15 protein-coding genes are annotated in these 18,906 nt (G+C 64.8%); 7 read left to right on the top strand and 8 right to left on the bottom strand.

The window, feature by feature from the left end:
- The first annotated feature begins 17 nt into the window (after window positions 1–17).
- Genes XI05_RS33465 through XI05_RS33445 form a run of 5 tightly spaced genes read left to right on the top strand, consistent with a single transcriptional unit; the run spans window position 18 to window position 5,486 of the window.
- Complete coding sequence (locus XI05_RS33465; protein WP_271509948.1) at window positions 18–752, top strand: CpaD family pilus assembly protein; 735 nt, start codon at window positions 18–20, stop codon at window positions 750–752.
- Entirely contained in the window at window positions 749–2,017 is a 1,269-nt protein-coding gene (locus tag XI05_RS33460) for an AAA family ATPase (protein ID WP_172784914.1), read from the top strand. The genes XI05_RS33465 and XI05_RS33460 overlap by 4 nt, the downstream gene beginning before the upstream one ends.
- Before the next feature lie 21 nt (window positions 2,018–2,038).
- Window positions 2,039–3,508, top strand: a complete 1,470-nt coding sequence (locus XI05_RS33455) for a CpaF family protein (RefSeq protein ID WP_271509946.1) — start codon at window positions 2,039–2,041, stop codon at window positions 3,506–3,508.
- Window positions 3,509–3,524: 16 nt separating this feature from the next.
- Window positions 3,525–4,502: a type II secretion system F family protein gene (locus XI05_RS33450; protein WP_271509944.1), complete on the top strand. Its 978-nt coding sequence runs from the start codon at window positions 3,525–3,527 to the stop codon at window positions 4,500–4,502.
- Window positions 4,503–4,511: 9 nt separating this feature from the next.
- Window positions 4,512–5,486: a type II secretion system F family protein gene (locus XI05_RS33445; RefSeq protein ID WP_271509941.1), complete on the top strand. Its 975-nt coding sequence runs from the start codon at window positions 4,512–4,514 to the stop codon at window positions 5,484–5,486.
- A gap of 49 nt (window positions 5,487–5,535) precedes the next feature.
- On the opposite strand, the gene XI05_RS33440 is transcribed toward XI05_RS33445, so the two are convergent.
- From XI05_RS33440 to XI05_RS33430, 3 genes are all read right to left on the bottom strand, one after another.
- A complete protein-coding gene (locus tag XI05_RS33440; RefSeq protein WP_271509939.1) occupies window positions 5,536–6,363 on the bottom strand; it encodes a tetratricopeptide repeat protein in 828 nt (275 codons plus the stop codon).
- An 80-nt stretch (window positions 6,364–6,443) separates the two neighbouring features.
- Window positions 6,444–7,973 (bottom strand): metallophosphoesterase family protein, encoded by a 1,530-nt coding sequence (locus tag XI05_RS33435; protein ID WP_271509937.1) that lies wholly within the window; start codon window positions 7,971–7,973, stop codon window positions 6,444–6,446.
- Window positions 7,974–8,242: 269 nt separating this feature from the next.
- Window positions 8,243–8,446 (bottom strand): hypothetical protein, encoded by a 204-nt coding sequence (locus XI05_RS33430; protein ID WP_271509934.1) that lies wholly within the window; start codon window positions 8,444–8,446, stop codon window positions 8,243–8,245.
- 198 nt (window positions 8,447–8,644) lie between these two features.
- Here XI05_RS33430 and XI05_RS33425 point away from each other — a divergent pair, with 198 nt between their 5' ends.
- Both XI05_RS33425 and XI05_RS33420 read left to right on the top strand, forming a co-directional pair.
- Window positions 8,645–10,018 (top strand): leucyl aminopeptidase family protein, encoded by a 1,374-nt coding sequence (locus XI05_RS33425; protein ID WP_271509931.1) that lies wholly within the window; start codon window positions 8,645–8,647, stop codon window positions 10,016–10,018.
- Window positions 10,011–10,853 carry a C40 family peptidase gene (locus XI05_RS33420; RefSeq protein ID WP_271509928.1) on the top strand — a complete coding sequence of 281 codons (843 nt, stop codon included), beginning with the start codon at window positions 10,011–10,013 and terminating at the stop codon, window positions 10,851–10,853. Before XI05_RS33425 ends, XI05_RS33420 begins: the two co-directional genes overlap by 8 nt.
- A gap of 103 nt (window positions 10,854–10,956) precedes the next feature.
- Here the strand turns inward: XI05_RS33420 and XI05_RS33415 are convergent, their stop codons facing one another.
- The 5 genes from XI05_RS33415 to XI05_RS33395 are packed head-to-tail and all read right to left on the bottom strand — an operon-like array spanning window position 10,957 to window position 18,706.
- On the bottom strand, window positions 10,957–12,594 hold the full coding sequence (locus XI05_RS33415; RefSeq protein ID WP_271509925.1) for an ABC transporter ATP-binding protein: 1,638 nt from the start codon (window positions 12,592–12,594) through the stop codon (window positions 10,957–10,959).
- 4 nt (window positions 12,595–12,598) lie between these two features.
- Window positions 12,599–13,777 carry an ABC transporter permease gene (locus tag XI05_RS33410; RefSeq protein WP_271509922.1) on the bottom strand — a complete coding sequence of 393 codons (1,179 nt, stop codon included), beginning with the start codon at window positions 13,775–13,777 and terminating at the stop codon, window positions 12,599–12,601.
- Window positions 13,777–14,886 carry a microcin C ABC transporter permease YejB gene (locus tag XI05_RS33405; protein ID WP_172784925.1) on the bottom strand — a complete coding sequence of 370 codons (1,110 nt, stop codon included), beginning with the start codon at window positions 14,884–14,886 and terminating at the stop codon, window positions 13,777–13,779. The genes XI05_RS33410 and XI05_RS33405 overlap by 1 nt, the downstream gene beginning before the upstream one ends.
- Window positions 14,887–14,888: 2 nt before the next feature.
- On the bottom strand, window positions 14,889–16,775 hold the full coding sequence (locus tag XI05_RS33400; RefSeq protein ID WP_271509919.1) for an extracellular solute-binding protein: 1,887 nt from the start codon (window positions 16,773–16,775) through the stop codon (window positions 14,889–14,891).
- A 14-nt stretch (window positions 16,776–16,789) separates the two neighbouring features.
- Window positions 16,790–18,706 (bottom strand): extracellular solute-binding protein, encoded by a 1,917-nt coding sequence (locus XI05_RS33395; protein WP_271509916.1) that lies wholly within the window; start codon window positions 18,704–18,706, stop codon window positions 16,790–16,792.
- Window positions 18,707–18,906 lie beyond the last annotated feature (200 nt).

Raw genomic sequence — 18,906 nt, 5'->3', positions numbered from 1 at the left:
GGAACGGGGACTCTACGATGACCACAAGACCACCCCAGCTTCGCAAACGCGCCGTCAGTCTCGGCGGCGCGCTCGTCGGCCTGACGCTCGCGCTCGGCGGCTGCCAGCACAACGAGGTCGTTACCGCCTCCATTCCCGACGACTACAAGCAGCGCCATCCGATCGCGATCGAGGAGCAAAACCGCTCGATCGTCGTCTTCGTCGGTCATGCCCGCGGCGGATTGACCGCCGCCCAACGCGCGGACGTGATGGGCGTCGCATCGGCATGGTTGCACGAAGGGACCGGTGCCATTCGCATCGACGTGCCGTCCGGCACGCCCAATGCGCGTCCGGTCGCGGATACGATGCGCGAGATCCAGGCCATGCTGGCAGGGGCAGGCGTTCCGCCGCGCGGCGTCACCATTCGTCCCTATCAGCCCGAGGACAAGCGGTTCCTGCCGCCGATCCGGCTCACTTATTCCAAGATCGCCGCGGTCGCGGGTCCCTGCGGCCTGTGGCCGGACGACATCGGGCCTTCGATGAAGAACAAGAGCTGGTTCGAGAACAAGGACTATTACAATTACGGCTGCGCCTATCAGCGCAACCTCGCGGCCATGGTCGACAATCCATCCGACCTCGAGCAGCCGCGGCCCGAGACACCTTCCTACACGATACGGCGCACCGCCGCCTTCGAGAAGTATCGTAAGGGAATGCCGACGGGTGTCGCCTATCCCGATGCCGACAAGGCCAAACTCAGCGACACAGGCAAATGATCAGTTACGCGCGTCAGACACACGAAGAGCAGCCGGCAGCAGCTCCTCCGCCGGTCGAGGAGCATATTGCGCCCGCGCCGCGCGTCTCGGTCCAGGCCTTCTGCGAAACCGTGGAGACGGCCGCCGCGGTGCAGTCGGCCGGCGAGGATCGCCGTCTCGGCAAGGCTCACCTGAAGATCCAGATGGGCGGCATGGCGGCCGCGATCGAAGCCTACCGCTCGGCTCCCACGCCGAACGTGATCGTGCTCGAGAGCGACGGCCGCAACGACCTGCTGGGTGGGCTCGACCAGCTCGCCACCGTCTGCGATGCCGGCACCCGCGTGGTCGTGATCGGCCGCATCAACGACGTCACGCTCTACCGCGAGCTGGTGCGCCGCGGCGTCAGCGATTACGTGCTCGCGCCGGTCGGCGCGATCGACGTCGTGCGCTCGATCTGCAACCTGTTCTCGGCGCCGGAAGCCAAGGCGGTCGGCCGCATCATCGCCGTGGTCGGCGCCAAGGGGGGCGTCGGCGCCTCCACCATCTCCCATAACGTCGCCTGGGCGATCGCGCGCGACCTCGCAATGGATGCCGTCGTCGCCGACCTCGATCTCGCCTTCGGCACCGCTGGCCTCGACTACAACCAGGATCCGCCGCAGGGCATCGCCGACGCCGTGTTCTCGCCCGACCGCGTCGACACCGCCTTCATCGACCGCCTGCTGTCGAAGTGCACCGATCATCTCAGCCTGCTGGCGGCGCCTGCGACGCTCGACCGGGTCTATGATTTCGGCACCGACGCCTTCGATGCCGTGTTCGACACGCTGCGCTCCACCATGCCCTGCATCGTGCTCGACATTCCGCATCAATGGTCGGGCTGGACCAAGCGCGCCCTGATCGGAGCGGACGACATCCTGATCGTGGCCGCCCCGGACCTCGCCAATCTGCGCAATACCAAGAACCTGTTCGACCTGTTGAAGGCCGCGCGCCCCAACGACCGGCCGCCGCTGTACTGCCTGAACCAGGTCGGCGTGCCGAAACGGCCCGAAATCGCCGCCGCCGAGTTCGCCAAGGCGATCGAGAGCCAGCCGGTCGTCTCGATCCCGTTCGAGCCGCAGATCTTCGGCTCGGCGGCCAACAACGGCCAGATGATCGCGGAGATCTCCGCCAACCACAGGTCGATCGAGATGTTCCTGCAGATCGCCCAGCGCCTGACCGGCCGCAGCGAGACCAAGAAGCAAAAGTCGTCCCTGCTTTCACCTCTGATTGAGAAGTTGCGGGGAAGATAAGCCGCCGCATGGAGTTGTTAAGTGTTCGGTAAGCGTAGCGGAACAGACACCGACTTTCGGGCGCCCAAGCCCGGCGCCGTGTCGCTCGAGCCTGCCCCGGCTCAGGCGCCGACGGTGTCGCGCGCCCCGCCTCCGCCGGCCGTCGCCTCGCCGCCGCTTGCGCCCGCCAAGGCTCCGCCGCCTCCGGCCATGGAGAGCCGGCGTTCGGACAATTATTACGAGGTCAAGGCGACCATCTTCGGCGCGCTGATCGAGGCCATCGACCTCGCCCAGCTCGCCAAGCTCGATTCGGAGTCCGCGCGCGAGGAAATCCGCGACATCGTCAACGAGATCATCGCGATCAAGAACATCGTGATGTCGATCGCCGAGCAGGAGGAGCTGCTCGACGACATCTGCAACGACGTGCTCGGCTACGGTCCGCTCGAGCCGCTGCTGTCGCGCGACGACATCGCCGACATCATGGTCAACGGCGCCAACACCGTCTACATCGAGGTCGGCGGCAAGATCCAGCGCACCGGCATCCGCTTCCGCGACAACCAACAGCTTCTCAACATCTGCCAGCGCATCGTCAGCCAGGTCGGCCGGCGCGTCGACGAATCCTCGCCGATCTGCGACGCGCGCCTCGCCGATGGCTCCCGCGTCAACGCCATCGTGCCGCCGCTGTCGATCGACGGCCCCGCGCTCACCATCCGCAAGTTCAAGAAGGACAAGCTGACGCTGGATCAGCTCGTCAAATTCGGCGCGATCACGCCGGAAGGCGCCGAGATCCTCCAGATCATCGGCCGCGTCCGCTGCAACGTGCTGATTTCTGGCGGTACCGGCTCGGGCAAGACCACCTTGCTCAACTGCCTCACCAACTACATCGAGCACGACGAACGCGTCATCACCTGCGAGGACGCCGCCGAGCTCCAGCTGCAGCAGCCCCACGTGGTGCGGCTGGAAACCCGCCCGCCCAACATCGAGGGCGAGGGCCAGGTCACGATGCGCGAACTGGTGCGCAACTGCCTGCGTATGCGCCCCGAACGCATCATCGTCGGCGAGGTCCGCGGACCCGAGGCCTTCGACCTGCTGCAGGCGATGAACACCGGCCACGACGGCTCGATGGGCACGCTGCACGCCAACAACCCGCGCGAGGCATTGTCGCGCTGCGAATCCATGATCACGATGGGCGGCTTCTCGCTGCCCTCGCGCACCATCCGCGAGATGATCTGCGCCTCGATCGACGTCATCATCCAGGCCGCGCGCCTGCGCGACGGCTCCCGCCGCATCACCCACATCACCGAGGTGATGGGCATGGAAGGCGACACCATCATCACCCAGGACATCTTCCTCTACGACATGGTCGGCGAGGACGCCAACGGCAAGATCATCGGCCGGCACCGCTCGACCGGCATCGGCCGTCCGAGGTTCTGGGAACGCGCCCGCTATTACGGCGAAGAGAAGCGCCTCGCTGCGGCGCTCGACGCGGCGGAAGTCGCGCCGAAGACGTGAGCAGGTCAGCAGCGCCATGAACATTCAGGTCCTCGCCCTCGCCTTCCTCGCCACCGCAGCGGTCGGTGGCATCGCCTGGGTCTTTCTCTATCCGCTGCTGTCCGGGGAGCGAAAAGCGGAAAGCCGCCGCGCCTCGGTCGCGCGCGCCGAGGCGCCCACGGCCCGTCAGGCCGAGAAGACCCAGCGCTCGCGCCGCGAGCAGGTCGAGACCACGCTCAAGGACCTCGAGGCGCGGCGCGCCCAGGAGAAGAGCGCCCCGCTCAGCGTCCGCCTGTCGCAGGCCGGGCTCGACTGGACGCCGCAGAAATTCTGGATCGTGTCCGCCGTCGTGGCGGGCGTATTTTTCGCGGCCGCTGTGTTCGCGGGCGGCGGCCTGATCGGCGCCGCCGGTCTTGCCTTTGCCGGCGGCTTCGGCCTGCCGCGCTGGGCACTCGGATTCCTCAAGAAACGCCGCGAAACCAAGTTCCTGGCTGCACTGCCCGATGCGGTCGACGTGATCGTCCGCGGCATCAAGGCGGGCCTGCCCTTGTTCGAATCGATCAAGGTCGTGGCCGCCGATGCGCCCGAGCCGCTGCGCAGCGAGTTCCTGGCCATCATCGAGACGCAGGCGATCGGCATGCCGCTGGGCGAGGCCTGCGCGCGGCTCTACGAGCGCATGCCGCTGCCGGAGGCCAATTTCTTCGGCATCGTGGTGTCGATCCAGCAGAAGTCGGGCGGCAACCTCTCCGAAGCGCTCGGTAACCTCTCCAAGGTGCTGCGCGACCGCAAGAAGATGAAGGAAAAGATCCAGGCGATGTCGATGGAAGCCAAGGCCTCGGCCGGCATCATCGGCTCGCTGCCGCCGATCGTGATGTTCCTGGTCTATCTCACGACGCCGCAATACATCTCGGTGCTTTGGACTCATCCCACCGGCCAGCTGATGCTGGTCGGCTGCGTCGTCTGGATGTCGATCGGCATCCTGGTGATGAAGAAGATGATCAACTTCGATTTCTGACGGTGGCGTATGGTCGAATTCCTCGTCTCGAAACTGCACGACGTCCGTTTCATGACCATGCTGCTCGCGGCCATCGCCGCGAGTGCCACCGTCTATACGCTGGTGATGCCGTTGTTCGCCGGCGAGGGCCTCTCCAAGCGCATGAAGGCGGTGGCGAGCGAGCGTGAGCGCATCCGGCAGCGCGAGCGTGAGCGTCTCAACAAGAGCGAGAAGGTTTCGCTACGCCAGACACCGAAGCAACTCGTCTCCAAGGTGGTCGAGGACTTCAACCTGACGAAATGGCTCGCGCAGGAAGCTGCGCGGGACAAGCTCATCATGGCAGGTTACCGCGGCCAGGCACCCTATATCACCTTCCTGTTTGCCCGCATGGTCGCCCCGATCGTGTTCTTGATCGGCTCGGCCCTCTACGTGTTCGTGATCGGAAACATGCAACAGGCGCTGCCGATCAAGATCGGCATCTGCATCGGCGCCGCCTATCTCGGTCTCCAGGCGCCGATGCTGTTCCTCAGGAACGCGATCTCCAAGCGCCAGCTCTCGATCAAGCGTGCGTTTCCCGACGCGCTCGACCTGCTCCTGATCTGCATCGAATCCGGCATGTCGGTCGAGATGGCATTCCGGAAGGTTGCGAACGAAATCGTGGGCCAGTCGATCGCGCTGTCGGAGGAGTTCACCCTGACCACCGCCGAGCTGTCCTATTTGCAGGATCGCAAGGTCGCCTACGAGAACCTGGCACGGCGTACCGGGCTCGAGGGCGTCAAGTCGGTGTGTCTGGCGCTGCAGCAGGCGGAACGTTACGGCACCCCGCTCGGCCATTCCTTGCGCGTCATGGCGCAGGAGAATCGCGACATGCGCATGAACGAGGCCGAGAAGAAGGCGGCCGCGCTGCCGCCGAAGCTCACGGTGCCGATGATCCTGTTCTTCCTGCCGGTGCTGTTCGTGGTCATTCTCGGACCCACCGCCATCAAGGTCACCGAGATGCAGTGAGCCCGGCTGGACCATACGGTCCGCCAACCGAGGCCAGGAAGTCAGATGATCAGTCGGGCTGGCTCAGCGAAGCGATCGGCGTCCGCTTCGGCGCGCCGCGCGGGACGTCGCTGCGGCTCAGCATTTCCTTGAGATAGGCGACATTGGCCGCAGCCTGGTCCGGCGGCAGGTCCGCCTTGACGATGGCCTCCGCTTCCGCGAAGCGGCCCTGCAGACCGACGACCAAGCCGAGGTTCTGCCGCACCCGGGCGCCGGCACGCGGCGAGGCATGGGCCTGCCGTAGCGCCTCTTCCGCCTTCGGCAGCTCTTTCGACAGCATGTAGGACAGGCCGAGGTTTGAGAGCACGCCGGGATCACCCGGTGCGATCTTCAGCGCGCTCGCGTAATAGGATCGCGCCTCCTCATGACGGCCCATCTGGTCCAGCGCGGTGCCCTGCACAGAGAGCAGGCGCCAGTCCGGATTGTCGGGCGAATGCGCCTTCGACAGCACGTCGAAGGCCTGCTGGAAATTGCCGTTGTCGGCGAGGGCGCGGCCGTATTGAGCGAGCAGCGCCTTGTTGCCGGGGTTGGCGATGGTCGCCTGCTCGAGCACGGCGGCCGCCTGGGCGCGTTGGCCGTTGGCGCGCAAGGCCTGTCCATAGGCGAGTGCGGCGTCGGCATCCCGGGGATTGGCGCGGTAGCGCTCGCCATAGGCTTCGACCGCACGCGCCGGATCGGTCGGCGCGCGATCGGCGGAGGCCGCATCCGCCCGGGGGCCGACCGAGCCCGTCACCTCGGAGAGCTTCGACATGGCCGTGCAGCCGCCGAGGCCCATCGCCACCGTCGCGACCAGCGACGTGGAAGCAAGTAGCCGGGTAAGCCTGATCCGTTGACGCATGACGCTTTGACTCTCGAGCTGCTCGATCGAGCCGAACGCGTCAGCAATAGAATGTTAACCCTAACGGCCGGTTAACGGCGCTATCCGACGTGCTCCTCTCGCGCCGGCGGTTGTTGCGGAGGCGCGCCTCCGCCGAGGCCGAGATCGAGATCGAGGCCGAGCGCCTCCACCTGCTGGTCCAGCTCCCGCAGCAATTGCAGTCTCTGCCGCGCCCGCCGTCGAACGTCGATCCCCTCGCGAGGCAGCCGCGGCACCTGGCGCAGGAAGTCGTGACGGTTGATCAGGCCTCTCCCGCAGAGCTCATCGAGCTGAGCGCGATCGATGCCGAGCACGTCGGCGGATTGCTCGATCAATCGGCCGAGCAGCGTTCTCACCGCGGCGAGCACGTCGACATCGAATCCCGGCCCGGATCTCGCGGCCTTGCGCGCGAGCTCCGCCCAGGCATGGGCCGAAACGACGTAGGCGTAGAGCGCATTCGCCCAGTTCGGCTCCGCCTCATCATAGAAGCTGCCACGCATGAACAGCCGGCGGATGATCGCCGCGACCTGGTCGCGTGTCAGCGCGCCGGATGAGGCGGCCGCGATCGCCGACTGGACGGCCGGATCACGGGAAAAGTCGCGTCCCGCGGGCAGCCTGATGACGCCGCCCGGCAGGTTGGAATCGAGCGGCCTGAAGGCCGCATCGTTGCGGAGCCTCGAATAGCGGGTGATCGCGAAGCGGTGCTCCGTGCGGCCGGCATGGGACGCGGGGCCGAAATGGACGAGGTTGAAGCCGGCATCGTCGCCGGCCTGCCCGGTCGAGGACGGACAGGAGAGCACGTAGATCGTGCGCCAGAACGCCTCACCGCTGTCGCTCGACGTCGCACGCGGATCGGGGATGGAATAACGGGTCAGCCCCTCGACATGGCGATGACCGTGCAGAACCAGATCGACGTTGAGCGAGGTGGCGGCCTCGAGGAAGGTTGCGGGTGCGGCGAGATACATCAGCGGCTCGTCGGGCACGCCGAGAAAGCGCTTTCCTTCGCCGGTCGCCTGCGGCAGCGGATGATGGTGCAGGGCCAGCACGCGGACCAGGTTGTCCACGGGCTCGGCATAGTCGGCGCGCCCAGCAGAACCGATGCTCCCAGCGAGCTCGGCGCTCAGCCGGGCGGAATCAGCGACCATCGCCTTGTAGGCGCTCTCGCCGATCTTGCCGCTCGCCAGCGCCATGAGGCTTGCGCGATTGGAATCGAGCAGCACCAGGTCGAGGCCGGCCTGGCGGTAATAGACGCTCTTCGCGCTCCGCGGCAGGTGCAGGTAATCATAGGCGTCGTGACGGCCCGCAAGCTGGCTCGGCCGCTTGACGTCGTGATTGCCGGCTACGGCCTGGATGTCGGTGAACAGCCCGGTCTGCCGGAAGGATGCGATGACGGCGAGCGCCTCGTCGAGTGCGCGCGGCGTCGGATCGTCCACCAGGTCGCCCGTGATCAGCAGGATGCGATCGGGAACATTCGCGACGCCCGCCATCTTCTCGCAAATCGCGGCCCTGAGCGTCTCGATGGCCGGAAGCAACCGGCCCGACCCGTCCAGATGCAGGTCGGAAATCTGCGCAACAACGAACGATCTATCCATTTTGCGCCGCTCATCTGCAATGCTGCGCCGCCCAAACAGTAAGAAAAATGCTTCGACGAACGGATTCAGCCGTATCGACCTAACCTGGGCAGGCACCGTGCTGCTGCGTGTCTGCGTTCGGGTCACGCAGAGCGAGCGGCACAATCTAAAATATTCGCAGATAATGCCACAACCAAAGCGCTAGTAAAGCCCTGCGGCCGCGGCGTCGCGAACGGCAGCTCTCGGCGTCAGATACGAGATTTGTCCGAGGAGGGTTTCGTCTCGTCCGCTCAATATTCGATGGCAATCCGCTTGCGGATCTCGTCGACGCGCCTGTCGAGCGCATCGAAGCGCGCGTGGACGGAGCGGTCGTGGAGATAGAAGAGGTAACCGCCGGCAAGGAACGCGAAGATCCAATGGTGGTGCTCGACATAACCGAAGATCACCTCGACGGCTTGGCCGACGAACGTAACCACGCTCCACACGAATTCCATTGCATGTCCTCCCGGCGCTTCGTCGTCGGCCGCCCGCGATTTCATTCTGGCGACCGTTGCCGGAACCTACCATGCCCCCCTTGCCGCGAGTAGCGGCTCGCCGAACGGTGACGGCAAAGCCGATTGCAGCGGCGGCCAAACTCTGCGAAGTCTCGTCCGTTCGCATGACTCGCCTGAACTGACGATCCGGACCCGCCAATGCCTTCTGTCTTCGAGACGTCATCCACCGCCACCCCGATCACCTTCGTCACCAAGTCGGACTGGGATCAGGTCGCCGAGACGCTGCCGCCGGCGCAACGCCAGTTCGCGCGCGCCAGCGCCTTTGCCGCCAAGCCAGGCGCCTATCTGGCGCTGCCCGCGACCGACGGCACAATTGCGCAGGTGCTGTTCGGGCTCGAGGAAAAGGGCGCAAGATCGCGCGACCTGTTTCGGCCCGGCGCCCTGCCCGGCCTTTTGCCGCCCGGCACCTATCGCTTTGCCAATGCACCGCACGATGCACGGCTCGCGGCGCTCGCGTTCGCGCTCGGCAGCTACCGCTTCGCCCGCTACCGTAAGGCTGATCGCCCCGACGTCCGGCTGGTGCCGCCTGACGGTGTCGACGCGGCCGAGATTGAGCGGATTGCCGATGCCGCGATGCTCGCGCGCGACCTCATCAACACGCCGTCCAACGACATGGGCCCCGACGAGCTCGCCGCAGCGGCGCAAGCGCTCGCCGCCGAGTTCGGCGCGAGCTTTGCCTGCACCATCGGCGAAGAGCTGGCGAAGAGCTTTCCGCTGATCCACGCCGTCGGCATGGCCTCCAGCCGCGTGCCGCGGCTGATCGACATCGTCTGGGGCGATCCTGATCATCCCAAGGTGACGCTGGTCGGCAAAGGCGTGTGCTTCGACACCGGCGGCCTGGACCTGAAGCCGTCGAGCGGCATGCTGATCATGAAGAAGGACATGGGCGGCGCCGCCAACGTGCTGGCGCTGGCGCGCATGGTGATGGATGCGAAGCTGAAGGTGCGGCTGCGCGTGCTGATCCCGGCGGTCGAAAACGCCGTCGCCGGCAATGCCTTCCGCCCGCTCGATATCTTCACCTCGCGCAAAGGGATCACGGTCGAGATCGGAAACACCGACGCCGAAGGCCGCCTCGTGCTCGCCGACGCGCTGGCGCTGGCCGACGAGGAGACGCCCGATTTGCTGATCGACCTGGGTACGCTGACCGGCGCGGCCCGCGTCGCGCTGGGACCGGATCTGCCACCCTTCTACACCAATGATGAGACGCTGGCCTCCGACGTCGCGCGCTGCGCGGTGAAGGAGAACGATCCGTTGTGGCGCATGCCGCTGTGGCCGCCTTACGATGCCTGGCTGGACTCCAAGACCGCCACCATCACCAATGCACCATCGGGCGGTTTTGCCGGCTCGATCACCTGCGCCCTGTTCCTGCAACGCTTCGTCGAGCACGCCAGGAGCTGGCTGCACGTCGACATCTTCGGCTGGACGCCGTCGGCGAAGCCGGCGCGACCCGAAGGCGGCGAGTGCCAGGCCGCGCGCGCCATCTACGCACTGCTGAGCGAGCGCTATGCATGACCCGCGGCTGACACCGGCGCGCGGCGACCTCGCCGCCAAATATCTCGAAGGCAAGGTGCAGGCGGATCGCTACGTCGCCGGCGAGGAATTCGAGGTGGGCGAACCGATTGCGCCAGTGCGCGAGCAGCCGTCTTCGAACGCGATGCTGATGACGGAGGCCCTGCGCGGCGAACGTGTCACGGTCTACGACCGCAACGGCGAGGGTTGGGCGTGGGGCCAGCTCAATGGCGATGGCTATGTCGGCTGGCTGCCGGATGCTGCGCTCGCAAAGCCGGCGGGCGCCCCAACTCATTTGGTCAGCGCGCTGCGGACGTTTGCGTTCCCCGGACCCTCGATCAAGCTGCCGCCGGCCGACACGCTCGTGATGGGATCGAAGCTCGCCGTGGCGCGCCAGGACGGCGGCTTCGCCGTGACGCACGACGGCAGATATCTGCCGAGATCGCATCTCGCTCCGCTCGATCATCGCGAACCGGATTTCGTCGCGGTCGCCGAGCGCTTCGTCGGCACGCCCTATCTCTGGGGCGGCAAGAGCGGCTTCGGCATCGATTGCTCCGGTCTCGTCCAGGTCTCGCTGGCATCGACCGGGATCGGCTGCCCGCGCGACAGCGACATGCAGCTCGCCGGTCTCGGCCGTGCGCTGGAGCCGCATGAATGGAGCAGCTTGCAGCGCGGCGATCTGATCTTCTGGAAAGGTCATGTCGCGATCGTGCGCGATGCCACCACCATGGTTCACGCCAATGCGCATCACATGGCAACGGTGATCGAGCCGATCGAGCCGGCGATCGCGCGGATCAAGGCGGCCGGCAGCGAGGTCGTTGCGATCAAGCGGCTGTAGTCGCGCACCTTGTAGGATGGGTAGAGCGCAGCGAAACCCATCGCTTCAAGGCCCGCGTCGTTAGGATGATGGGTTTCGCTGCGCTCTACCCATTCTACCGGTTCTACGTCGCCACCGCCCCATTCCCGGCCGTTTCCAGCCGGAACGCGGCCGCAAACAGCGCGCGCGTGTAATCCGTCTTCGGATTCCTGAACAGCTCGGCCGCCTGGCCTTCCTCGACCACCTTGCCGCCGCGCATCACGATGAGGTGGCTGGCGAGCGAGGCGACGACGCGCAAATCGTGCGAGATGAACATGTAGGTGAGCTCGCGCTTGCGCTGGAGCTCGCGCAACAGATCGACCATCTGCGCCTGGAACAGCATGTCGAGTGCGCTGGTCGGCTCGTCGAGCACGACAAAATCCGGCTCCAGCACGATCGCGCGCGCGATCGAGATGCGCTGGCGCTGGCCGCCGGAGAACTCGTGCGGATAGCGGAAGCGCGTCTCCGGATTGAGCCCGACATCCTCGAGCGCCTTGACGACGCGCGCCTCGCGTTCTTCGCGCGAGAGCTTCGGCTGGTGCACGGACAGGCCTTCGGCGATGATGTCGGCGACCGACATACGCGGTGAGAGCGAGCCGAACGGATCCTGAAACACGATCTGCATGTCGCGCCGGAAGGGACGCATCTCCTGGAAACGCAGGCCCTGGATGTCTTTCCCTAAGAACACGATGCGCCCGTTCGAGGAGATCAGCCGCAGCAGCGCCAGTCCCAGCGTCGTCTTGCCCGAGCCGCTTTCGCCGACCACGCCGAGCGTCTCGCCCTTGCGTACGGCGACGCTGACGCCGTCGACCGCCTTGATGTGGCCGACCGTCTTGCGCATCAGGCCGCGCTTGATCGGGAACCAGACCTTGAGATCATCGGCCGACATCACCACCGGCGCACCCGGCTGCGGCGGCGCCGGATCGGGCTTGGGCTCGGCCGCGAGCAGGTCGCGCGTATATGGATGTTTCGGGGTCTTGAAGACCTGCTCGACCGGCCCCTGCTCGACGATCGCGCCGCCCTTCATGACGCAGACGGTGTCGGCGATGCGGCGCACGATGCCGAGATCGTGGGTGATGAACAGCAGGCTCATGCCGAGCCGCGAGCGGATCTCGGCGAGCAGCGCCAGGATCTGCGCCTGCACGGTAACGTCGAGCGCGGTGGTCGGCTCGTCCGCGATCAGAAGGTCCGGCTCGTTGGCGAGCGCCATCGCGATCATCACGCGCTGACGTTGGCCGCCGGAGAGTTGGTGCGGATAGCTGTTCAGCCGCGTCTCCGGATCGGGAATGCCGACCTGGGTCAGCAGCTCCAGCGTCCGCTTGCGCGCCTCGGTATTGCTGGTGGGATTGTGCAGCTGAATGATCTCGCCGATCTGCGCCTCGATCGTGTGCAGCGGGTTGAGCGAGGTCATCGGCTCCTGGAAGATGATGGAGATGTCGCTGCCTCTGATCTCCCGCATCTGCCGCTCGGACTGGTCGATCAGCTCCTGTCCCTTGAAGCGAATACTGCCCGAGGGATGGGAGGCGTTGGGATACGGCAGGAGCTTGAGGATCGACAACGCGCTGACCGACTTGCCGGAGCCGGATTCGCCGACCAGCGCGACGCATTCGCCGCGCTTGATCTGGAACGAGACCTTGTCGACCGCAAGCGTGGTGGCGCCGCCCTGGTGGAAGGCCACCGAGAGGTCGCGCACGCTGAGCAGGGGCTGGTTGATCGCGTCCATGATCTTACCTGAACGTCTTGCGCGGATCGAAGGCGTCGCGCACGGCTTCGCCGATGAAGATCAAGAGCGACAGCATGATCGCGACCGAGAAGAAGCCGGAGAAGCCGAGCCACGGTGCCTGCACATTGGCCTTGGCCTGCGACAGCAGCTCGCCGAGCGACGGCGATCCCGGCGGCAGGCCGAAGCCGAGGAAATCGAGCGCCGTCAGCGTCATCACCGAGCTCGATACGATGAACGGCAGGAACGTCATGGTCGCGACCATCGCGTTCGGCAGCAGGTGGCGGAACATGATCACAGGGTTGGAGACACCGAGCGCCCGCGCCGCCTGGATGTATTCGAAATTGCGCCCGCGCAGGAACTCGGCTCGCACGAGACCGACCAGCGAGACCCAGGAGAACAGCAGCAAGATGCCGAGCAGCACGAAGAAGCCGGGCACGAGCACCGAGGACAGGATCAGGAGAAGATAGAGCGAGGGAATCGCGGTCCAGATCTCGATGAAGCGCTGGAAGATCAGATCGACCCACCCGCCGAAATAGCCCTGCACCGCGCCCGCCGCGATGCCGATGATTGACGAGACGATGGTGAGACAAAGGCCGAACAGCACAGAGATGCGGAAGCCGTAGATCAGCCGCGCCACCACGTCGCGGCCCTGATCGTCGGTCCCGAGCCAGTTGTATTCGAGATCGCGGCAGCTCTTCAGCCCCTTCTTCTCAACCACCGGCTGGCACTGCTTCTCCGTCAGCATCCAGGTCGGCGGCGACGGCGCCGGCGTCGGCAAATCGAGATTATGGGTGTCGTAGGAGTAGCGGATCAGCGGCCAGACGATGGTGCCGCCCTTGTCCTTGATCAGCTTCTGCAAGTACGGGTCGCGATAATCGGCCGCCGTCTCGAAATCGCCGCCGAACGTCGTCTCCGAATAGGTGACGAAGGCCGGCCAATAGAGACGGCCATCGAACTTGATCAGGAAGGGCCGATCATTGGCAATCAGCTCGGCGAACAGCGAAATCACGAACAGGCCGATGAAGATCCAGAACGACCAGTAGCCGCGGCGGTTCGCCTTGAAGTTCTGCCAGCGCCGCCGGTTGAGCGGCGACGGAGCGAACGGCTTGCGCGTGATCGGCACGACATCGCCGAGCGGCGACTTCGCTGTGGTCTCGATCGGCGTCGGCGCGGTGATCGTCATCAGACCTCCCGCGCTTCGAAATCGATCCGGGGGTCGATCCACATATAGGTCAGGTCGGAGATCAGGTTGATGACGAGGCCGACCAGCGAGAAGATGTAGAGCGTGCCGAACACCACGGGATAGTCGCGGTTGAGCACGCTCTCGAAGCTGAGCAGGCCGAGCCCGTCGAGCGAGAAGATGGTCTCGATCAGGAGCGAGCCGGAAAAGAAGGCGTGGATGAACGTCCCCGGGAAGCCGGCGATCACGATCAGCATGGCGTTGCGGAAGACGTGGCCGTAGAGCACCCGGTTCTCACTGCAGCCCTTGGCGCGGGCGGTCATGACGTATTGCTTGCGAATCTCGTCCAGGAACGAGTTCTTGGTCAGGAACGTCATGGTGGTGAAGGCACCCAGCCCCATGGCGATCAGCGGCAGCGTCAGATGCCAGAAATAGTCGATGATCTTCCAATACCAGGGAAACTGCGACCAGCCGTCCGAAGTGAGTCCGCGCAGCGGGAACCAGTTGAAGAAGGAGCCGCCGGCAAACAGGATGATGAGGAGGATGGCGAACAGAAAACCGGGGATGGCGTAGCCGAGCACGAGTACCGTCGAGGTCCAGGTGTCGAAGCGCGCCCCGTCGTTCACGGCCTTGCGAATGCCGAGCGGGATCGAGATCAGATACGTTACAAGCGTCAGCCAGAGGCCAAGCGAGATCGAGACGGGCAGCTTCTCCTTGATGAGCTGGAGCACGCTGACGTCGCGAAAATAGCTCTTGCCGAAATCGAAGCGGGCGAAGTTCCACACCATCAGCAGGAAGCGTTCCGGCGCGGGCTTGTCGAAGCCGAACTGCACCTCCAGCTTCTTGATGAAATCAGGGTCGAGACCCTGCGCGCCGCGATATTTCGAGTTGATGGCATCGCCGCCGGCGCCGACCTGTCCCGGCGCGCGCTGCGCAAAATCGCTGCCGCCGGAAATACGCGAGGTCCCGCCGGTATCGGCACCCGAGAGCTGCGCGATTACGCGCTCGACCGGGCCGCCCGGCGCGAATTGCACGACGACAAAGGACACGAAGAGGATTCCGAGCAGCGTCGGGATCATCAGCAGGATGCGGCGGGCGATATAGGCGCTCATGGCTATTTTGCCTGCTCGAGCTTGGCCGCCTTGGCGGGCTCATACCACCAGATCTCCGGCGCGCCGACGCCATTGGCATAGCGCGGCAGCTTCTGCGGATGGCCGAACTGATCCCAATAGGCCAGCCGGTGCGTCTTGTTGTACCATTGCGGTATCCAATAGCGACCGGCGCGGAACAGGCGATCGAACGCGCGGCAGGCGACGGTCAGCTCTTCGCGGCTGTCGGCCGCCATGATCTTCTCGATCATGGCATCGATCGCCGGAGTGGCGACGCCGGCGAGATTGTACGAGCCCTTGGTGTTCGCGACCTGCGAGGAGAAGAACGCCCGCATGGCATCGCCTGGTGTCGCCGACATGCTGAAGCGCTGGATGGTCAGATCGAAATCGAAATCTTCCTGCCGGGCCTTGTGCTGTACGGCATCGACGAGGCGCACGCTCGCTTCGATGCCGAGCGTCGCGAGATTTTTGATGTAGGGCGCGTGGTGCGGCTGAAACGAGGGCTCATCCAGCAGGAACTCGATCTTGAAGACCTCGCCGTTCGGCAGTACCCGCTTGCCGTCCTTGATGGGCACGCCGGCCTCGGTCAGCAATTGCTGCGCCTTGCGGAGCAGGCTGCGATCCTGACCGGAGCCGTCGGAGGTCGGCGGCATGAACGGCGCCGCAAACACCTCGTCGGGAACCTGGCCGCGAAACGGCTCCAGCAGCTTCAGCTCTTCCGGCGAAGGCGGCGCATTGCCCGCCATGAGGTCCGAGTTCTGGAACGGCGAGACCGTACGGGCATAAGCGCCGTACATGATGGTCTTGTTGGTCCATTCGAAATCGAAAGCATTGATCAGAGCCTCGCGCACGCGGGGGTCTTTGAATTTGTCGCGCCGCGTATTGATGAACCAGCCTTGCGCGCCGGACGGCGTATCGTCGGGCACGACCTCCATCTTGACGCGGCCATCCTTGACCGCGGGGAAGTCATAGCGCGTCGCCCAGATGCGCGAGGTGAACTCCTCGCGGTAGAGATAGCTCTTGCCGGTAAAGCCCTCAAAGGCGACGTCGCGGTCGCGATAGAATTCGTAGCGGACGACATCGAAATTATAGCTGCCGCGGCAGGGCGGCAGATCCGCGGCCCACCAGTCCTTCACCCGCTCGAACTCGATGTAGCGATTGACCTCGAACCTGCCGACCCTGTACGGGCCCGAGCCGAGCGGAACCTCCAGCGACGATTCATCGAACGGGCGGGAGGCGTAGTACGCCTTCGAGAAGATCGGCAGGCTGGCGACATAGAGCGGCACGTCGCGCGCACGCCCCTTGGCGAAGGTGACCACGAGCGTCGCATCGTCGAGGGCTTCCGCACTGACCATATCGCGCATCTGCACGATGATCAGCGGATGCCCCTTGGTCTTCAGCGTCGTCAGCGAATAAGCTGCATCATGGGCAGTGAGCCTGGTCCCGTCGTGGAATTTCGCCTCGGGCCGCATCGTGAAGCGATAGACCAGCCTGTCCGGCGATATTTGCACGGATTTGGCGACCAGCCCGTACATTGCGTCGGGCTCGTCACTTGCCCGGACCATCAGCGGCGAAAACGTCATGTCCATACCCTGCGCGCCGTCGCCCTTCAGGATGAAGGCGTTGAGCGAGTTGAAGGTCTGGTAGGACTGATTGTAGGCGCGCACCGACGGGATCAGCGAGAACGTGCCGCCTTTCGGCGCGTCGACATTGACATAGTCGAAATGATGGAAGTCGGCGGGATATTTGAGATCGCCGAACGCCGACATGCCGTGCGCCTCGATCGCCGCTTCCGATGCTCGTGCGCCGCGCAACGGCTGCGCACCCAGCGACGCCCCCAGGGCGCCGCCAACACCCAAGACCAGCACGTGGCGGCGTGACATCTGCGTCATGCGGGAATTGTCCTTCACGACTTCTTTGCGATCCGCGCCGCCTTGTCTGCGTCGTACCACCAGATGAACGGGAAGCCCGACTGACCGTATTTGGGCAGTTCCGCCGGCCGGCCAAAGCGATCCCAGCGTGCGGTGCGGACCTTGTTGTAGGTCCATTGCGGAACGACGTAGTGATTCCAGAGCAGCACGCGGTCGAGGGCCTTGGTGGCCGCGACGAGATCGTCGCGATCAGTGGCGTAGATCACCCGCTCGATCAGCTTGTCGACGGCCGGATTCTTGATGCCGGCGATGTTGCGCGAGCCGGCGATGTCGGCCGACTTGGACGACCAGAACTCGCGCTGCTCGTTGCCCGGCGATTGCGATTCGCCCCAGGAGTTCGTGACGATGTCGAAGTCCCACTCGCGCGTCCTGTTCTCATATTGGGTCGGATCGACCGTCCGCACGCTCACGGCAATGCCGAGCCGCTCCAGCGACGGCTTGTAGAACAGCGTAATTCGTTCGAAGCTGGGATCCGAGTTGAGCAGTTCCAGCGAGATCTGGGCGCCGGTCTTGACGTCGATCAGCTTGCGGTCGCGCACCTCGTAGCCGGCCTCCTTGAACAGCCGCAGCGCCTCACGCAGATTGTCACGCACCGCTTCCGGGCTCCCTCCCACCGGATTGGTATAGGCCATCGTGAAGACTTCGGGCGGCACCTGGGCGCGAATCGTCTCGAGGATCTCCAGCTCTTTTCCCTGCGGCAATCCGGTTGCCATCAGCTCGTCGATGCCGTCGAAATAGCTGCTGATGCGCTTGTACTGACCGAAGAAGATCTGCTTGTTCATCTCCTCGAAGTCGAACGCGTAGTTGAGCGCACGACGAACACGCGGATCGCTGAACTTGGCGCGGCGCAGGTTCGGCACGAAGGCCTGCATCACGCCTGAGCTGCGATTGGCGAATTCCTCGAGGATCACGCGCTTTTCGTTCACGGCCGGAAAGTCGTACGCCGTCGCCCAGTTCTTCGCGCTGTTCTCGGTACGCCAATCGACCTGGTCGGCCTTGAACGCCTCGATCGCCACGGTGGCGTCGCGGAAATATTCGTAGCGCAGCTCGTCGAAATTGTTGCGGCCGACATTGGCAGGCAGGTCGCGGCCCCAATAGTCCTTGACGCGCTCCAGCGCGATCGACCGTCCTGCGACGAAATCCTTGATCTTGTAGGGACCGGACCCGAGCGGCACTTCGAGCGTGGTGGTGGACACATCGCGCTTGCGGCCCTGCGCATCGGTCCCCTCCCACCAATGCTTCGGCAGCACGATGAGCTGCCCGACGATCTGCGGCAGCTCGCGGTTACCCGGCGCGTCGAACACGAACTTCACCTCGCGCTCGCCGACCTTCTCGGCCTTCACCACATGGCTGTAATAGGCCGAGTACATCGGATGGTGCTTCTTGAAGGAATCGAGCGAGAAGATCACGTCCTCCGGCGTGACGGGCTTGCCGTCGTGCCATTTGGCCTGCGGCCGCAGGCGATAGGTGACGAAGGAAAAATCATCGGGATGGCTGACCGCCTCGGCCAGCGCGCCGTATTCGGTCGAGACCTCGTCAAGCGACTGCGTCAGGAGCGATTCGTAGATGAATGCGACGGCGCCGGCGACCTGGCCCTTCACGCCCGAGACGACGATGTTAAAATTGTCGAACGTGCCGACGGCGATCTGGCGCGCCACGCCGCCTTTGGGCGCGTCCGGATTGACGTAGTCGAAGCGCTTGAAGTCGGCGGGATACTTGACCTTTCCGAACAGGGACAGCGCGTGGCGCCAAGGCAACCCACTAGAAGGCAGCTCGCTTGCCGATTGCGCCTGTGCCGTGCCGGCGACGGGAACGCCCGCGACGGAACCAAGGGATGGAAGCGCTGCCGCAGCAGTGCCGGTGAGCAGGAGATCGCGTCGGGTAATGGCCAAATCAACATCCCTGTCTTGAAGGAGGCTACTCCTTTAAGTTCCCAATATAGGCGAGGTTTCGACCGAATATGTTGCTTTTTCCTCATCTTGGAAGCCCGGCCGGCCTATCGGATGCGGCCAAACGCCCCGATAACGTCGTCGCGAGGCCCGGATAAGGAAACGGCCAGGCTTTTCAGCCTGGCCGCATATCCGAAGAATGC

Source organism: Bradyrhizobium sp. CCBAU 11357 (genome assembly GCF_028128865.1).
Classification (GTDB): Bacteria; Pseudomonadota; Alphaproteobacteria; order Rhizobiales; family Xanthobacteraceae; genus Bradyrhizobium.
This window is presented reverse-complemented; position numbering and strand designations above follow the sequence as displayed.